Here is a 14,867-nt window from a genome sequence, read left to right on the forward strand (position 1 = left end):
GAACTTTAAATTATAGATATAGATGGTTATAATTAAAAACTTCGTAGAAGTGGTGTAAACTATCGAGACAGAAAAATAAAATAAGAGGTATATATAATTATGACAACAAAAAAGAAATCACTTTTAGGTATTGGTTACCTATCTGTTGCTATGTTAGGCGCAAGTTTGTTAATGGCTAAGCCTGTTAGTGCGGAAGAAATGAGTGAGTCAGGGGATCAGGCTATGCGTTTAGTCACTCAGACTGGTAATAATGGTGTAGTCGAAGTAATTGAGGTTGCGGAAAATGGTGAAGAGCGTATTTTAGGTAGCACTCAAGATCCGTATTTTAAAGGGCGAGACGATGGCTATGATGCTGGCTATCAAGACGGTCAGAAGCCCGGCGCACCAGAAACCCCATCTTCAGATATTCCTGAGCCACAAGATATACCATCTTTTTATGATGAAAGCTGGTATAAAAATGGATACAACGATGCCTATGTATTAGGATACCGTAATGGGTGGGATGATAATCACTATATCTGGTCAACATTAAGAAATGTATGGTATTTGGTGACTTCTTACTTTTATTAATTTTACTCTCTAGCCCTCAAGATTGAGCTAATAGCTCAGTCTTTTTTTGCGCTCTAAAATCGTTTCTAAGCGCTTTTTAGAGTTGGTAATATAAATTCGTCAACTTAGCAGACAGAAGCGTTAAAACCATGCTTTTTTTAGTCTGAGGGGGGTCTTCTTTGTGGTAGGTTTCCTAGCTAAATTGAAAGGTCAAATCCTTTCCTATCAAGCTTTTTAATCTTCGTCAAAAATGTCAAAAAGGGAATTTTTTGCACGGAAAAGGGCGCGTTCTTTGTTTTCCGAACGATGTAGCCCCGTTCAAAAATGAAGGGGGGAGTTTCCGAATATTATAGCCAGTGCCTGTCTCCCTTATCCATATAGTAATGGAATCTCTTCCAATGATACAAGTATTTAGCTATTCTCATGTATTTTGGACGCTTAGGAAAGTCATCATGACTATAATAACCATGTTTGTGTTTGGCTTTTGGATCTACTTTCAAACACTCTTTAAAGGCTAATCGCCAATAGTATTGACAATCTGTCTTGCTTCGATTGAGTGTGGCTTGATGAACCTTCTGACAAGAACCACAAGCAAAATCATGAGAAGCCTTAAATAACTTCCGGCAACGTCTCTCACAGTCAGGACACAAGAAGAAGTAACGTTTACCACCATAAGTTCCTGGTATCGTTTCAAGTAAGAGCTCTTGCCCCTCATAATGAACGATTAGCCCATCTAGGTCTATACGGATAGCTTGGCCATTTATTGTTCCTGTAACTCTAGTCTTCTCCTGTGTCTTCATTGGTTTAATGATACTCTCAATAGCTAGTTCTAACATTCTTTCTCCTTAACACTCACACAACCCAAAACTATTGATAAAACGACAAAAAGAGGGAAAACCCTCTGATTGTTTATTTAACGAGTAACTGACCTTCAACAACCATATCATACAACTGGTTAAAGGCTTGACTGATAGACTCAAGGATGGCCCCTAAGTCTTCTGGCGTCATCTCTTTATAATTCATAGAGAGGTGTTCAGCCAGTTGGTTGTGGTCTGAAATGAAAGTCATAAATGTGTCTCGATCGTTAACTTTCTCTTGGGTACTTTTAGATAAAGAAACCACGCGCTGATCATCAAGTTCTTCAACTTCCTTGATTAATTCGTTTTCTTGAGCCATGTCATCAAGTTCTCCATCCGTCATATCCTCAGGTTGGTTGTAATAGTCCTTGAAGCTGTCACAGATACGCTTGAAGACCTTGCTTAACTTTCTGTCTTCGGCATATTCTAAGACTAACTGATTAGCATAACCACCTTGGTCATCATTGTGATAAGTTGCGTCAATCACTGGTTGCTCATAGGTTCCAGTCATATAGCCTAAAATAGCATGACAAGCCACTTGTGCGGTGTCAAAGTCTTTAAACGTGTAGTGGAAGGTGAATGTTTTTGGTGTGTCTGAAAATGTTCTCATATTATTTCTCCTTTGTGATTGCTATAATGTCTGATAAATTGATGATGGCAGAAGGAGATGCTACCCAGTTTGGTTGTTTGCCAGATAAAAGATATTTGACCAACTCATTATAAAGGGTGCGGTCACCTTGAATGGTGATGGTGTTACCACCTCGTGTGTGTAATTTTAGTTTCATACCAGTTACCTGTACAAGACCAATAAAGAAGTTGTGGTACTCATATCTTCATAATTGCCATAAGTTGCTTCTGAAAATTTGATGTCTATCACAGATACCGATAAGGTAAATTGATTGACCCGATATTCAAAATCATCTAGTGATTCATTGTGTTTTTGATAAAATAGTTTGATTTTCATTATATAACCTCCGAATTTTATACGTTTTATACGTTTGGTTTTTCAAACGTATAAAATTTAAAGTCAGTCGTATCAAGGGTTTAGGTCTCTTTTTATACGTTTTATACATTTTATACGTTAAATTAAAAAAGTATATATAAGGATTTATAAGGGGCTATTTTATTAATACTCTATACCGGAAAATTTTAAAATAACGTGTTAAACGTGATAAACGTATAAACCCCTTGATATGACTGGGCTATTTCTTTATACGTTTAATTTTTTAAATGCTAAAACGTATAAAATGGCTAAGTTTTCTTTTGATTTTTGTGTGCTGGCCAATGATTATAGTACCCACGTTCATTCTTTGGCTTTTTCTGTTTTTCGGGTGATGCTCTACCGTTAGCGTAAGATGCGCTAGCAAACGGGGGTAGATCTTCTTTAGGATAAAAACCTGTATGGAGCTGTCGACCTACTGGTATGACCTTCTGGCCTGCTTCAAACCCTTCAGGTAGATTGCTTTTGATTTCTTTATGTAACCCTCTTTCTGATTTTATTTGTTTGATGTCATAGTATTCTAAAAAGCCTTTCCAAACATGATAGACAAAGCTATTAGGAATAAATTCGCTGGTGAGCTCATCCGTGAAGAACTTAGAAACGAAGTCAATAACTGGGTTCATCTCTTTATGGTGTTCTTCTAGTATCTCAATAGATGTTTTTGGATTAATGTCAGTGATTGGGGTTTCAATCGCTAGCTTAAGTAAGTACTCAAGAACTTCTTTGCGATTAATATAATCATTTCTGATAGCTTTGTTGGGCTTTCCTTTAAATACTTTGGTAAAAGGTAAGATTCTAAAGCGTCTATCAATGGCGGACTTATCACCGTTCATTCGTGGTAAACCGTTGGAAGATTGTACCACAGTCATGTTTAAACGGATACTATACGGGCGTTTCCCCTTGTCCTCAATCGTCATAATGTCACCCGTGGCTAAACTAAATATATCAGACGTATCTTTGATAACCGCGTCTTTTTGAATATCATCACCAATTACAATGGATTTTCCTAAAAGTATAGATGTAGTAAAGCGGCTTTTTGCTAGCTCTGTTATTTTAAGGCTTGCTACGTTATCCATACCCACTAAATTAATGAGTAATTGCTGAAAAGTCCCTTTTCCTGTTCCACCTTCACCAAATAACCAGAAGATTTTCTGCAATGATTGCCCTGTGATACTAGCTTTAATAATCTGAATAGCAAGGTTATAAAGTTCGGTGTCACCGTCAAACAACTCTAAGAGCCAAGTAGTGGGTTTCCATCCCTTTATTGTCGGTTCTTTGGCTTTCTTGTTGTAACTTGTCTTAATTTTGCGCGTGACGGTTATATCTGGAGTTAATTCTTCAAATCGACCAGTTTTATAATTGTAGAGCCGATTTCCGATAACTGTATATTCTCTTTGAATCTCCTTCAGTTGACTTTGCCTAGCAATTTTGTAAAGTGTATCAAAAGCTTGTTTTTCAGTTGCGTTTGGGAAAATAACTGAAATAAGATCTTGTAAAAACTCATTATCTTCTAGCCAAACCCCGTGATCAGGATGAAAAAAGTAAAGTGGGGCTTTTTGTCCTTGAGCTTCAGGTTTAACTCGAATAAAGCGGAGATAGTGTTTAAGCATAATAGCCACGCCCAAAGGTGTTTTAGGTAAAGCCTTTTCACTGGCTTCTTGTCCTTTTTCTTTAGCTAATTCTTCATGTTGTACCTCGGTCAATCTACCCGCTTTTACGTTCTCAAGGTGCTTGCTATCAGCCATAACGCCATCATAGGCAATCTTGAAAGCTTCATCTTTCATCTCTTGACATTCCTTGATAAGCTGACCCCTAACACCTTTGAAAGTGCTGAAATATTTATCTCCATTCTCACGCGCTTCAGTGATTTCATTTTCTAAGTTTTTCAAATCTTCTTGCTCTATGGTTCTACCCTCTCTTTCTGTATTCTGCTTTGGCAATGCTGGTAAACGTCCTATCTATCTCATCAATAGGTAGTGGCTTGGTTGTCACGCTGTTGGCTATTTGTACCAGCTCATAAGCCGTCTCTAAATCACAATCAACCCATTTATTAAATAGCAAGCCAACAAATCTAGTTAAGGCCACGTTACGCCCACCTTCATCTCCAAAGCCATTAAACAGGGTATCTATGACCCTCATGGTAATAGAACGCTGACTTCTAGGGCGTGGCGTGTAAGTAGTAACAACCTGTCTGTTTGGTGTGCTACCGTTTTTAGGGACAGGATAATCAAGACCACGGTTTACAGAGCGCTGATAGTCTTCTGGGGCGCCTGTTGTAACGGGTAAGCCTTGTAATTGCGACCAGGTAAGACTGCCTAAATCAAACGGTAGTCCAATCTTATCGGCTATCTCCTTGACCACTTGTTTATAAGCAGCTTCAGTCATCACGTCACTAGGCTTCACGACAAGGCGATAGCGGGGCTTCTCGGGGGTGTGTTTAATCGTTGGATAAATAATATAACTATACTCCCAAAGTGTCTGAGAAACGATTTTAGGTAGGTTGACGCCTGTTTCTATCTCGTCATAGTCAAGAAAAATCAAATCACGATAGACTAAACTAGCATTATTGCGCTTATAGCTCCCGTTTTTCTCTGCTGTGACCTTGCCGCTTAGGCAGTAGGGAGCTTGTGTTCGCTTGTATTCTTCAATATCAATATCCTCAGGCGGTTTCAAAGGTTTAAACTGAGCAATATAGTCAAATGGTTCTAAAGGTCCTTTGTAGGGGTACAAATAAGAGCTAAAGCCTCTCGCTTCATAAATAGCCATATCATTGCCCCTTTCTACGTTTTTTCTTCAGCTTTTTCAAATGTTGCTGTTCCTTGTTTTGCTCAATGGTTGGGCGTCTGTTTTTATAAATGCGGTCATCAGCTAGTAACATGTTGTCAAAAGCTGGATGGTGTTGTCTGAAACTACCTGCCATTTTCCACCCCCAAAAAGATAAGAATATCACTGACCTTGTAATAATGTTTCCTGGTGTCTTCTAGTGGTGGTTGGTATCGTCTTAAACCAGCTTTTTCCCACCGTTTTAGAGTTTTGCCTTTGATACTTAATTCCTCTTTGACTTGTTCAGCCGTGATCAACCCTAAAACTCTTGGTTTAGGTTTCTGGTAGGCTTCCAAAAAGCGATTAAACGCGGTCAGGTTTTGTTCTAAGAGTTTTGCTTCATAATCTTGACTAAATAAGCTCATGCCTAACCTCCTTTGAGTAATTCCTTATAACTGGTTAAATCGGCATTCAATAACACACTTAGGCGTTCCTGTTCCTTTTGTACTTGGTTATAAAAGGCTTTAGCACCGTCTAGCAATTCTTCTTTGTTAGCTGGAATAAAGTAACCACGATTGAATCCGTGCCTAATGCCGATAATAGGGACGTTATAGCGCGTGATTAAGCTACTGATGATACTTTGGACGGAGCGTTCTTCAAGTTTCAGTATTAAGCCAATCTCTGCTCCTGTAATGGGGTTGTCTGCCCCCACCTTAATCAGATTAAGGACACGTCTATAATTTTCTGGTAGTGTCATTCAGTTCCTCCCTAATTGTAATAATGGTTCTGTGATTGAATATAAGCCCCATAATTTGCGTTCTGACGTGGTTTAGGTAATTGGGTATCTTCTGGTAAGTCAATCTCTATTAATGGCTTAGAACGGCTAAGAAGAAGCCCTAAGAGGCCTAAAACAATGAATAAAATAAGTGTCTGTATTGGGGTGAGATTAAGTTCTTGCATCATGCCGATACCTCACTTAAATAATTTTCAAGTTCCCCAGTGTCTTTCTCTGAACAAGGTAAACCGTTAACGGCTCTAAAGACAATCTCTGTGGTTTGTTGATAGTCTAAAGCTTCCCATGCTTCTTCAAAGCTGGTGGCACTTTTTCTGAATTTATTGATGTATTCTGCCATAACGTTAGCAATAATCACCCATGCGATATGTTGGTTATATAGTCGAGCGAAATAGGCTTCAGCTTTATCTTTGCTGAGTTGGCGTTTTTTGAACATTTCTCGCTGTTCGGGAGTGTATCTATCTTTTGAAAAAGGATGTGTTTCTACTCTATATTCCATTATGTCTTACCTCATTTTTTGCCTACATTTGCCAACCATTCGCCAGTATTAGCTCTATCTATCATGATGTATAAAATCTGTTTTTCAATACTTGGATTGATGCTATTGGCTAGAGCTGATAAGACGTCTTTTAGGTCTTGACCAACCAATCTTAAACCATTGTTAAGTAATTGTGCGGTTCTAACTGATGTCATTTTATTCTCCTTACTAATTCTTATTTTTTGTGTAGTATTCTTATTGATTGCTTGTTTCTTATACTAGATTCATGCTAGTTTTAAGGGGTAGCGCCCTACGTATGGTCAAAATAGCTTCAATGTGCTATAATTTAAGACATAAAACCCCTTTAATAATAGCTTGCCTGCTTTATTAATTGAGTTTAGTTATACTAGTTAAAGGCTTGGAAGTTTGGTCGCTGTCAAAGCCTTTTTTGTTGTTCTGGGTTATTGATTAATAATTACCTTGTTCAATGTCATTCAAACGCTTTTGCTCTGCTTTGCGATCATAGATTAGCACTTTGTCATCAAGCATAAGCGATACGCCTTCCAATACGTTGAAAATTTCCTGTGTGACTGCTTCAAATTGTTCACGATCCACACTAGGTACTTTATCAGCGTAACCCTGTGCTAGTTCAGCAAAATCAACACCTTCATCAATCCATTTCTTTAACTCTTTGTAAGTTGTTGCTTTCATAGTATTTTCTCCTTTATCCATAGAGTTCCGTTAGTTCTTTAAAATACTGATCAGGAATTTCATCCATAGCCACTTGTTGTAATTGAATGGCCTTTAAACGATTGGTGTCGCTAGCAGTCGGTTTATTAATAATTTCAGCCGTTGCCTGTACTTGCTTGAAATACTCTTCAAGCTTAAGTTGCCTTCCTGCGGAAACTTCTTCGGATATGGCTTTTCTGTTATTGATAATTTCAAAGGTATCAATTTCACCGTTTGCCATGGTGTAATCAATGTTATTTCGATACCGCCAAGCTGCCAGCCTAAGCTTGATGTCTTTTTCAGACCAATCGGGAAGCCGTTCAGCAATCAGCTCTAGGCTCATTGTTCCTGTATCGTCAAATATCTGATGTAATAATTCTTGTGTAAATGGTGTTCTAGCCATTTTTTATTTGCCTGCCTTTCTCAAATTCAAAACTTTACTTTTGAATACTTTTTATCAAAAAAATATATCTTCTAAAGTTATATCAGGAAATAAAGGTAGTAATAGTTCTTTAAACACCAACTTCTCACTATCTTTAAAAGAATTTTTTCCAACTTCTTTATTGTGATAGCTTTGTTTGGTAATTCCTAGCTTGTTACCTAATTCTTCCTGAGTAAACCCAAGCATATTTCTATAACCTCTAACTTTATTTTTTTTCAAATCCACACCTCCTTTACTTTTGAATACCATTCGAGTATAACTGCTTGTTTTCATTTTGTCAATACTTTTATTTACTTTTAAAAAAAAATGCGTTATTATATACTAAAAAGGAGGTTTCCTTATGAAAACCCATAATGCTCAAGTCGGCGAAAGAGTTAAGAAGATACGACTTTCGTTGGGCGAATCAATGGAACAATTCGGATCAAGGTTTAACACATCAAAGGGGACAGTTAATAATTGGGAAAAAGGGCGTAACTTGCCTAATAAAGAAAATTTAAAAAAGATTGCTGATTTAGGCAACAAAGAAGTGGTTGAACTTCTATATGGTAACTATGAAGATAGAATTTTCGATGAATTAAGAAATGCAGCTTGGCTGTATAATTTCGATGATATAGACCTTCACGAATTATCCAAACAAGTTAATGACGATATCATAAGTAGGTATGGATACTTTTCTGATTTCAAACTACCTTATGTTGATATTTCTAATTATATAAGTTTTGCACTGGATAGGTTATTGATGAATAAAAAAGTATTTGAAATCTCTTCAGATTCGTTTTATAAAATCAATGCTATACCAACCTATTCTATAAAAAATGAAGATCCTAAAAACGAAGGGCTCACTTTATCTTCTTTCACAAATTTAGAAATAGTTTTTAATGACTTTGAGACTGAAGAAGATATAGACAAAGTACAAATTAAATACAGCACACTATTAGAAATAGACTTTGTGATTGTTCATAATCATTTAGAAAAAATAGTTTTTGAAGGATTAGAAAAAATTGAACAACCAAGATATAACAGCTTTTTCAAAAAAGAAATTCTAGACAAATTTAAGCAAAAAATTTCTAAACAAGTTTTTGAGTTTGCTAAGAAAGACTACTCACTTATGATTAGTCGATTAAAAGACTGATCATGCTCCAGATGGATTTTTAAACTGATTATTAGGCGCAACATGCCCCAACCATAGCTTTAGTCAAAAAAGCTACTGTTAGAAAGGAATGTAAGATATGGTAAAAATTACGGCAAACGGGAGTGAAATTACACTATTAGCAAATAATACTGACTATGTCAGCTTAACTGATATAGCAAGATATAAAAATAGTGAAGACCCTAGAATGGTAGTCACTAACTGGCTTAGTTCTTACGCTACGATTGACTTTTTGGCAGCGTGGGAGGTACTAAATAATCCCAATTTTAAACGATTGGAATTCCAATCGTTTAGAAGTGAGCCTGGTCGACTAATTATTACTCCAAAACAATGGATTGAACGAATGAATGCTGTCGGTATCACCTCACGTTCAGGACGTGGTGGGGGCACTTATGCTCATTCCGATATTGCTTTTGAGTTTGCTTCTTGGATTTCCCCAGAGTTCAAACTCTACATCATACAAGACTACCAAAGACTAAAGCAAGAGGAAGCTTATAAGAATCAAATTGAGTGGAGAGCCAATCGCTACCTATCTAAACTCAATTACGGTTTTCAAACTGATGCTGTTAAAGAACACATTGTTCCAACCATCACACCAGCCCAACAACGTTACGCTTATGCCAATGAAGCAGACCTTGTGAATGTCGCTGTCTTCGGGATGACTGCCAAGCAATTTCAAAAACAATTTCCAAATAAAGAAGGGAATCTAAGAGATAACGCTAGTATTGAAGAACTACTGGTTATCAATAACATCCAATTACTCAATTCTGAAATGATAAAATCTGGGATTGATAGCCCAACTCGACTAAAAGAACTAAACCGAATAGCTAAAGAACAATATCAAACCCTTGTTAACAATAATCAAAAAGCTCTTCAAGAATTGAAAAAATTAGATAACAAATAAAAAAGCCCCGCGCTCAACTTTGGTCGGCGCGACTTCAGGATTATCGGAGAAGTTATTGGGAGTTTTACATCTAAATCATGACTATCTGATACCCACGCGCCAAATGCCGCGATTTTTCGCTAATTTTGTTCACTTTACCTTTAAGGACTCGCATTTTGCTCTTTAAGACAGCCGAAAAGTCCGATTTTCTGAATACTATACGCTAAAAATGCCAACTGATTTTAGAAGCTGTCACAACGGAAAAGTAAATTAATAAACGACCGATATATCAAGTTTTTCAAGTTCTTTAAGTGAATTTACCGAGCGTTTTAGAACTATTGAAATAGGTTGACGTAATATGTCAGTACGTGCCAACATTTTCCAATATTTGGAAATTCTTTGGCTACTGTCGCAATAAAACATAAATCCCCATACTTGCTTACTGATGTTAGAAAGGAATTAAAATGATTGATATAACGATGATAGCTATTGTATCGCTTATCCTTGTGGTTATCTTGGTCTGTTACTCACTATACCTTCTTATCCGTAAGTAACATATATGAAAATGTAGGGTGGTGTACCTTACCGTTACCGCTCATTTTATGACCTGTTCAAATTTCATGTCTAAATGCCAAGTTTTTTATCTTTACCTACGGCCAAACTCCTTGATATGTCTTTAATTTTCTTTAATTACAAGACCCTCAAAACTTAGCAAAAATTGGGGCATAATCTGAACTTTTCTGAACTTTTTGTCGGCGGCAATTAAAAAATTTATAAGTAAGGAGTTTTATTATGAGTACTTTTAAAAATGTTATTGCTGAATTAAAGAAATTGAATATCTCTTATGAGCTGGTCGAGCATGAACCAGCTTTGACCACAGAACAAGCTGACAGTTTTATTGAAGGTATTGAGGGAGTAAGAACAAAAACAATGTTCTTGACTAACAAGAAAAAGACGCAATATTACTTGCTGATAATGGATGACCAAAAGATGCTAGACATGGAAAACTTTAAAGAATTGGTTGGTGTTAATCGTATTCGAATGGCTTCTGCGGACAGTCTATATCAGAAAATGCTTTTACCTCCTGGCGTGGTTTCGCCCTTTGGGTTAATCAATAATCAAGATAAAGATATTCTTGTTTATTTTGACCAAGAAATCGTCACAGAAGAAAGAATGAGTTTTCACCCTAATACTAACGATAGGACTATCTTTATCAATACCAAAGACCTATTTTCTTTCTTAAAGCATCTCGGATATGAAGTTAATATCATTGAGTTATAGTCTGTATGAATTATAATAATTTACTTCACAAAATATTTATATATTTTTTGCAAAGGACACAAATATGTCAAGTTCAAGATTAGAAGCATTCAGTGATGGTGTTTTAGCTATCATTATTACTATTATGGTCCTATCTTTAAAAGCTCCAGAAGCGGATTCTTTAAAAGCTTTGCTAAAAGTTGTACCTAGCCTACTAGCTTATGTTTTAAGCTTTGTTTATGTTGCAATATATTGGAATAACCACCATCACTTAATGAAACTAGTGAAAATAATCGATGGTAAAACCCTATGGTTTAACAATTTGTGGTTATTTTTTATTTCGCTGATTCCTTGGGCTACAGAATGGGTTAGTCGTTTTCACACTAGCTCTTTGCCTGTATTTATTTATGGTATAACGTTGCTAGGTACAGCTATTTCTTATTTCATTTTACAATCACAAGTTATTAAACTAAGCCCTAAACCATCGCTTTTAAAAGAGGCATTGGGCTCAGATATAAAAGGAAAAATATCTTTAGCTATATACATTTTTTCTGCAATTATTGCCTTCTATTCAGTGGTTGTATCAGAGTTAGGTTATCTGTCTGTTGCTCTTATATGGTTTATTCCAGATAAAAGAGTGGTTAAAGTTTTAGAGGATGAGAGCAGATAGGAAAACTTTATTGAGTATTCTTAAAATGAGTTTATCGAGAAAGGAACAGATTATGAAAGAAAATAAATTATTGCCTGTCATTAGTCTTATTATAAGTATTATCTCTTTGTTAGATAACTTCTTAATATTTATTTCTTATGGACATACTTACCTCTCTATAATAGCCATTATTCTAGCAATCTTAAGCTTTTTTTATAACCAGCAAAGTAGGAAAGATTTATCGTGGATTGCACTTGGAATATCGTTAGTTTCCTTAGCAGTAACTATCTATTTTTACTATCATCCAATTGTTATCCCATACTAAGCCGCAACTATCACGAAGGGAGTAATACATCGTTTGATCACTTTAATCTTTTTTACCCTAAGCTTGGCTTTAACCGTAACGGGAGTAATCTCTCTTATTATCGGAAACTTAAAAAAACGTAATGACATTATTAAACACGGTGTTTTTAAAGCTGCTTTAGGGATTGCTATTCTAATAATCATTAAACTATGCTTTTAACGAGAATTTAGAATCATTTGTATTTCTAAAGTTTCTGATACAGATTATCATGTTATTTGTTTATCAACGAAAGTGTTACAGGTAAAATCTATTAGACTATTTATTGAGTAGTTGCATAAAGTGTTATAAAAATATGCATAAAATTATTTTTATTCATTTTGGTAACGCTAAGGAATGCTAAGAGCGCTAAAGACTATGCTTTCTAACTATACCCTTTGACTTCTTTATCAAACAAAGCTATAATGGACATAGAAAAAGGAGATTGCGTAAACAATCTCCTGTGGTAACACCGTTTAAGATGGCAGCCTTACCGTATTTGTTTATATTTTCTATAAACCGTCCACGATTGGCTAAAGTGTGGACGGTTTTTCTATTTGTTCTTGTTATTCATGATAGCTACTATCAGAGTACCAAAGGCAATCATTTTCCAGAGCTCGAATCTATGTAGACCTTGACCTAGTTTTTAGATATGCAAAACTTGCTCTGAAACTCTTTATACCTTACCATTAGACCATAGAAAGGAAAAGCATGAACGAATTACAACATTATGACGAATTAGCTTTCGAAAATATTAAACACATAGATGAAAACGGTGTAGAGTTTTGGTATGCCCGTGAATTACAAACTGTTTTAGAGTATGCTAAATGGGACAATTTTTTAAACGTTATTGAGCGGGCTAAAATAGCTTGTGAAAACACTGGAAACCCCGTCGCTATGAATTTTCCTGAGGTCAGCAAAATTGTACAGCTCCCTCTAGGAGATAGGGAGATTAAAGATTATAAACTATCTCGCTATGCCTGCTATTTGATTGTCCAAAATGGTGACCCTAGAAAAGAAGTCATTGCACTGGGTCAATCATATTTTGCTATTAAAACCCGTCAGCAAGAACTAGCTGATAATTTCAACAAACTCGATGAAGAGCACAAACGTTTAGCGATTCGCCAAGAGATGAAGGAACATAATAAATCATTAGCTGAAGCTGCTAAAATGTCGGGTGTCACTAACTACGGCAAGTTTCAAAACTTTGGATATAAAGGCCTTTATGGTGGGATGTCTATGCAAGATATTCATGATAGAAAAGAACTAGAAAAAGGGAAAAGTATTCTTGATTATATGGGTAGTGCTGAATTGGCCGCTAACTTATTCCGTGCTACTCAAACCGATGAAGTGTTAAGAAATCGGCAGATACACGATGAAAATCTAGCTAACGATACACACTTTAACGTAGGTAGAACAATCAGAAAAACAATGCAGAAACTAGGCACAACTATGCCCGAAAATCTCCCTACACCTCGAGAGAGTATCCAAGATTTGAAAAAGAAACATAAACAACTAGATAAACAACCAGACGATAATCAACTTTCACTTTTTGATGATATGTAAAAAATAGGCAATAATATCCTCGTATAGCTATTTCAACTCTCAATCATATAAATTTATCAACTTACCTCCAAAAAAACAAAAAAGCCCCCGCAAGTTTTCCACGCTCGCAAGGTCTTAAAAGCCTAATATTATACCATGATTTTCTTTTATAATATTTCGGTATTTACCCGATACCATTATTATACCATGATATGAACTAATCTAAAACCCTTTTGATAATAGCTTGCCTGCTGATGGAAAGGTTTATGATCATGAAAATAACAGAGCATAAGAAGAAAAATGGTACAATCGTTTATCGTGCTAGTATTTATCTAGGCATTGACCAAATGACAGGTAAGAGGGTAAAGACAAGTATAACAGGGAGGACGAGAAAAGAAGTTAATCAAAAAGCCAAGCACGCGCAGCTTGACTTCCTATCTAATGGATCTACAATTAAAAGAAGAGTTGCGATTAAAACATTTAAAGAACTTAGTCATTTATGGCTTGAAACCTATAAGTTAACAGTAAAGCCTCAAACTTATGATGCTACTGTTACTAGACTTAATCGACATATTATGCCAACTCTGGGCAATATGAAGGTTGATAAGATAACCGCTAGTGATATTCAAATGCTGATTAATAGATTATCTAAATATTACGTCAATTATACTGCGGTACGTTCAGTCATCCGAAAAGTTCTCCAACAAGGAGTATTGCTAGGACTAATAGATTATAACCCAGCAAGAGATATTATCCTTCCAAGGAAGAAGCCAAACGCTAAGAAAAAAGTTAAGTTTATTAATCCGTCTGATTTGAAGTCTTTTTTAGAGCGTTTAGAAAGCGGCCAACACAAGCGCTATAACCTATACTTTGATTCAGTCCTCTACCAGCTTTTATTATCCACTGGTTTGAGGATAGGCGAAGCCTGCGCATTGGAATGGGGAGATATTGACCTAGAAAATGGTACAATAGCTATCAATAAGACTTACAATAAAAATTTGAAGTTTTTGAGTACAACTAAAACCCAGTCAGGCAATAGAGTGATTAGTATTGACCAAAAGACCATTAGAAGTCTAAAGCTCTACCAAATGAGACAGCGACAATTATTTAATGAAGTTGGTGCGCGTGTGTCAGAGGTAGTGTTTGCCACGCCAACAAGAAAGTATTTTAATGCTTCGGTTAGACAAAGTGCTTTAGATACTAGGTGTAAGGAAGCAGGGATTGAACGCTTTACTTTTCACGCTTTTAGACACACTCACGCTAGTTTATTGCTGAACGCTGGTATTAGTTATAAGGAACTTCAGTATCGCTTAGGACATGCGAATATCAGCATGACTTTGGATATCTATGGCCATCTTTCTAAGGACAAAGAAAAAGAAGCCGTTTTATATTATGAAAAGGCTATGAATAATTTATAGGTCCACAAAAA

23 protein-coding genes are annotated in these 14,867 nt (G+C 36.1%); 8 read left to right on the top strand and 15 right to left on the bottom strand.

Going from position 1 to position 14,867, the window contains the following annotated elements:
- Positions 1 to 99: 99 nt before the first annotated feature.
- Positions 100 to 570 carry a hypothetical protein gene (locus EL097_RS03425; RefSeq protein WP_003045781.1) on the top strand — a complete coding sequence of 157 codons (471 nt, stop codon included), beginning with the start codon at positions 100 to 102 and terminating at the stop codon, positions 568 to 570.
- A 326-nt stretch (positions 571 to 896) separates the two neighbouring features.
- Here EL097_RS03425 and EL097_RS03430 read toward each other — a convergent pair whose 3' ends face one another.
- From EL097_RS03430 to EL097_RS03490, 15 genes are all read right to left on the bottom strand, one after another.
- Positions 897 to 1,385, bottom strand: coding sequence for a hypothetical protein (locus EL097_RS03430; RefSeq protein ID WP_003045779.1), 489 nt, complete (start codon positions 1,383 to 1,385; stop codon positions 897 to 899).
- A 73-nt stretch (positions 1,386 to 1,458) separates the two neighbouring features.
- Positions 1,459 to 2,016, bottom strand: a complete 558-nt coding sequence (locus tag EL097_RS03435; RefSeq protein WP_003045777.1) for a hypothetical protein — start codon at positions 2,014 to 2,016, stop codon at positions 1,459 to 1,461.
- A gap of 1 nt (position 2,017) precedes the next feature.
- Positions 2,018 to 2,191: a hypothetical protein gene (locus tag EL097_RS10555; RefSeq protein WP_003045775.1), complete on the bottom strand. Its 174-nt coding sequence runs from the start codon at positions 2,189 to 2,191 to the stop codon at positions 2,018 to 2,020.
- A gap of 5 nt (positions 2,192 to 2,196) precedes the next feature.
- Positions 2,197 to 2,370, bottom strand: a complete 174-nt coding sequence (locus EL097_RS03440; RefSeq protein ID WP_003045773.1) for a hypothetical protein — start codon at positions 2,368 to 2,370, stop codon at positions 2,197 to 2,199.
- Positions 2,371 to 2,657: 287 nt separating this feature from the next.
- Positions 2,658 to 4,346: a DNA primase family protein gene (locus EL097_RS03445; protein WP_003045771.1), complete on the bottom strand. Its 1,689-nt coding sequence runs from the start codon at positions 4,344 to 4,346 to the stop codon at positions 2,658 to 2,660.
- Positions 4,315 to 5,172, bottom strand: coding sequence for a primase alpha helix C-terminal domain-containing protein (locus tag EL097_RS03450; protein WP_003045769.1), 858 nt, complete (start codon positions 5,170 to 5,172; stop codon positions 4,315 to 4,317). Before EL097_RS03450 ends, EL097_RS03445 begins: the two co-directional genes overlap by 32 nt.
- Position 5,173: 1 nt before the next feature.
- Positions 5,174 to 5,326, bottom strand: coding sequence for a hypothetical protein (locus tag EL097_RS10560; protein WP_003045767.1), 153 nt, complete (start codon positions 5,324 to 5,326; stop codon positions 5,174 to 5,176).
- Complete coding sequence (locus EL097_RS03455; RefSeq protein ID WP_003045765.1) at positions 5,316 to 5,594, bottom strand: hypothetical protein; 279 nt, start codon at positions 5,592 to 5,594, stop codon at positions 5,316 to 5,318. The genes EL097_RS10560 and EL097_RS03455 overlap by 11 nt, the downstream gene beginning before the upstream one ends.
- 2 nt (positions 5,595 to 5,596) lie before the next feature.
- Positions 5,597 to 5,926 (bottom strand): hypothetical protein, encoded by a 330-nt coding sequence (locus EL097_RS03460; RefSeq protein WP_003045763.1) that lies wholly within the window; start codon positions 5,924 to 5,926, stop codon positions 5,597 to 5,599.
- 11 nt (positions 5,927 to 5,937) lie between these two features.
- A complete protein-coding gene (locus tag EL097_RS03465; protein ID WP_081587273.1) occupies positions 5,938 to 6,129 on the bottom strand; it encodes a hypothetical protein in 192 nt (63 codons plus the stop codon).
- Complete coding sequence (locus tag EL097_RS03470) at positions 6,129 to 6,461, bottom strand: hypothetical protein (protein WP_003045760.1); 333 nt, start codon at positions 6,459 to 6,461, stop codon at positions 6,129 to 6,131. The genes EL097_RS03465 and EL097_RS03470 overlap by 1 nt, the downstream gene beginning before the upstream one ends.
- An 11-nt stretch (positions 6,462 to 6,472) precedes the next feature.
- A complete protein-coding gene (locus tag EL097_RS03475; protein WP_003045758.1) occupies positions 6,473 to 6,655 on the bottom strand; it encodes a hypothetical protein in 183 nt (60 codons plus the stop codon).
- A gap of 253 nt (positions 6,656 to 6,908) precedes the next feature.
- On the bottom strand, positions 6,909 to 7,151 hold the full coding sequence (locus EL097_RS03480; RefSeq protein WP_003045756.1) for a hypothetical protein: 243 nt from the start codon (positions 7,149 to 7,151) through the stop codon (positions 6,909 to 6,911).
- A 13-nt stretch (positions 7,152 to 7,164) separates the two neighbouring features.
- Positions 7,165 to 7,572: a hypothetical protein gene (locus EL097_RS03485; RefSeq protein ID WP_002992501.1), complete on the bottom strand. Its 408-nt coding sequence runs from the start codon at positions 7,570 to 7,572 to the stop codon at positions 7,165 to 7,167.
- Between the two features lie 54 nt (positions 7,573 to 7,626).
- Positions 7,627 to 7,797 (bottom strand): helix-turn-helix transcriptional regulator, encoded by a 171-nt coding sequence (locus EL097_RS03490; protein WP_032467166.1) that lies wholly within the window; start codon positions 7,795 to 7,797, stop codon positions 7,627 to 7,629.
- Positions 7,798 to 7,951: 154 nt separating this feature from the next.
- Between EL097_RS03490 and EL097_RS03495 the strand changes: the two genes are divergently transcribed.
- The 7 genes from EL097_RS03495 to EL097_RS03530 all read left to right on the top strand — a co-directional run bounded on the left by EL097_RS03495 (position 7,952) and on the right by EL097_RS03530 (position 14,856).
- Positions 7,952 to 8,743 carry a helix-turn-helix domain-containing protein gene (locus tag EL097_RS03495; protein ID WP_003045752.1) on the top strand — a complete coding sequence of 264 codons (792 nt, stop codon included), beginning with the start codon at positions 7,952 to 7,954 and terminating at the stop codon, positions 8,741 to 8,743.
- Positions 8,744 to 8,840: 97 nt separating this feature from the next.
- Positions 8,841 to 9,665 carry a KilA-N domain-containing protein gene (locus tag EL097_RS03500; RefSeq protein WP_003045749.1) on the top strand — a complete coding sequence of 275 codons (825 nt, stop codon included), beginning with the start codon at positions 8,841 to 8,843 and terminating at the stop codon, positions 9,663 to 9,665.
- 771 nt (positions 9,666 to 10,436) lie between these two features.
- The gene (locus EL097_RS03505) at positions 10,437 to 10,925 is read left to right on the top strand and encodes a prolyl-tRNA synthetase associated domain-containing protein (protein ID WP_003045748.1); all 489 of its coding nucleotides are present in this window, start codon (positions 10,437 to 10,439) and stop codon (positions 10,923 to 10,925) included.
- A gap of 64 nt (positions 10,926 to 10,989) precedes the next feature.
- Complete coding sequence (locus tag EL097_RS03510; RefSeq protein WP_003045746.1) at positions 10,990 to 11,574, top strand: TMEM175 family protein; 585 nt, start codon at positions 10,990 to 10,992, stop codon at positions 11,572 to 11,574.
- A 52-nt stretch (positions 11,575 to 11,626) separates the two neighbouring features.
- Positions 11,627 to 11,878: a hypothetical protein gene (locus EL097_RS03515; protein ID WP_003049152.1), complete on the top strand. Its 252-nt coding sequence runs from the start codon at positions 11,627 to 11,629 to the stop codon at positions 11,876 to 11,878.
- Between the two features lie 726 nt (positions 11,879 to 12,604).
- Complete coding sequence (gene dinD / locus EL097_RS03525) at positions 12,605 to 13,459, top strand: DNA damage-inducible protein D (RefSeq protein ID WP_003045741.1); 855 nt, start codon at positions 12,605 to 12,607, stop codon at positions 13,457 to 13,459.
- 251 nt (positions 13,460 to 13,710) lie between these two features.
- The gene (locus EL097_RS03530) at positions 13,711 to 14,856 is read left to right on the top strand and encodes a tyrosine-type recombinase/integrase (RefSeq protein ID WP_039994903.1); all 1,146 of its coding nucleotides are present in this window, start codon (positions 13,711 to 13,713) and stop codon (positions 14,854 to 14,856) included.
- Positions 14,857 to 14,867: the final 11 nt, after the last annotated feature.

The organism is Streptococcus canis (genome assembly GCF_900636575.1).
GTDB lineage: Bacteria > Bacillota > Bacilli > Lactobacillales > Streptococcaceae > Streptococcus > Streptococcus canis.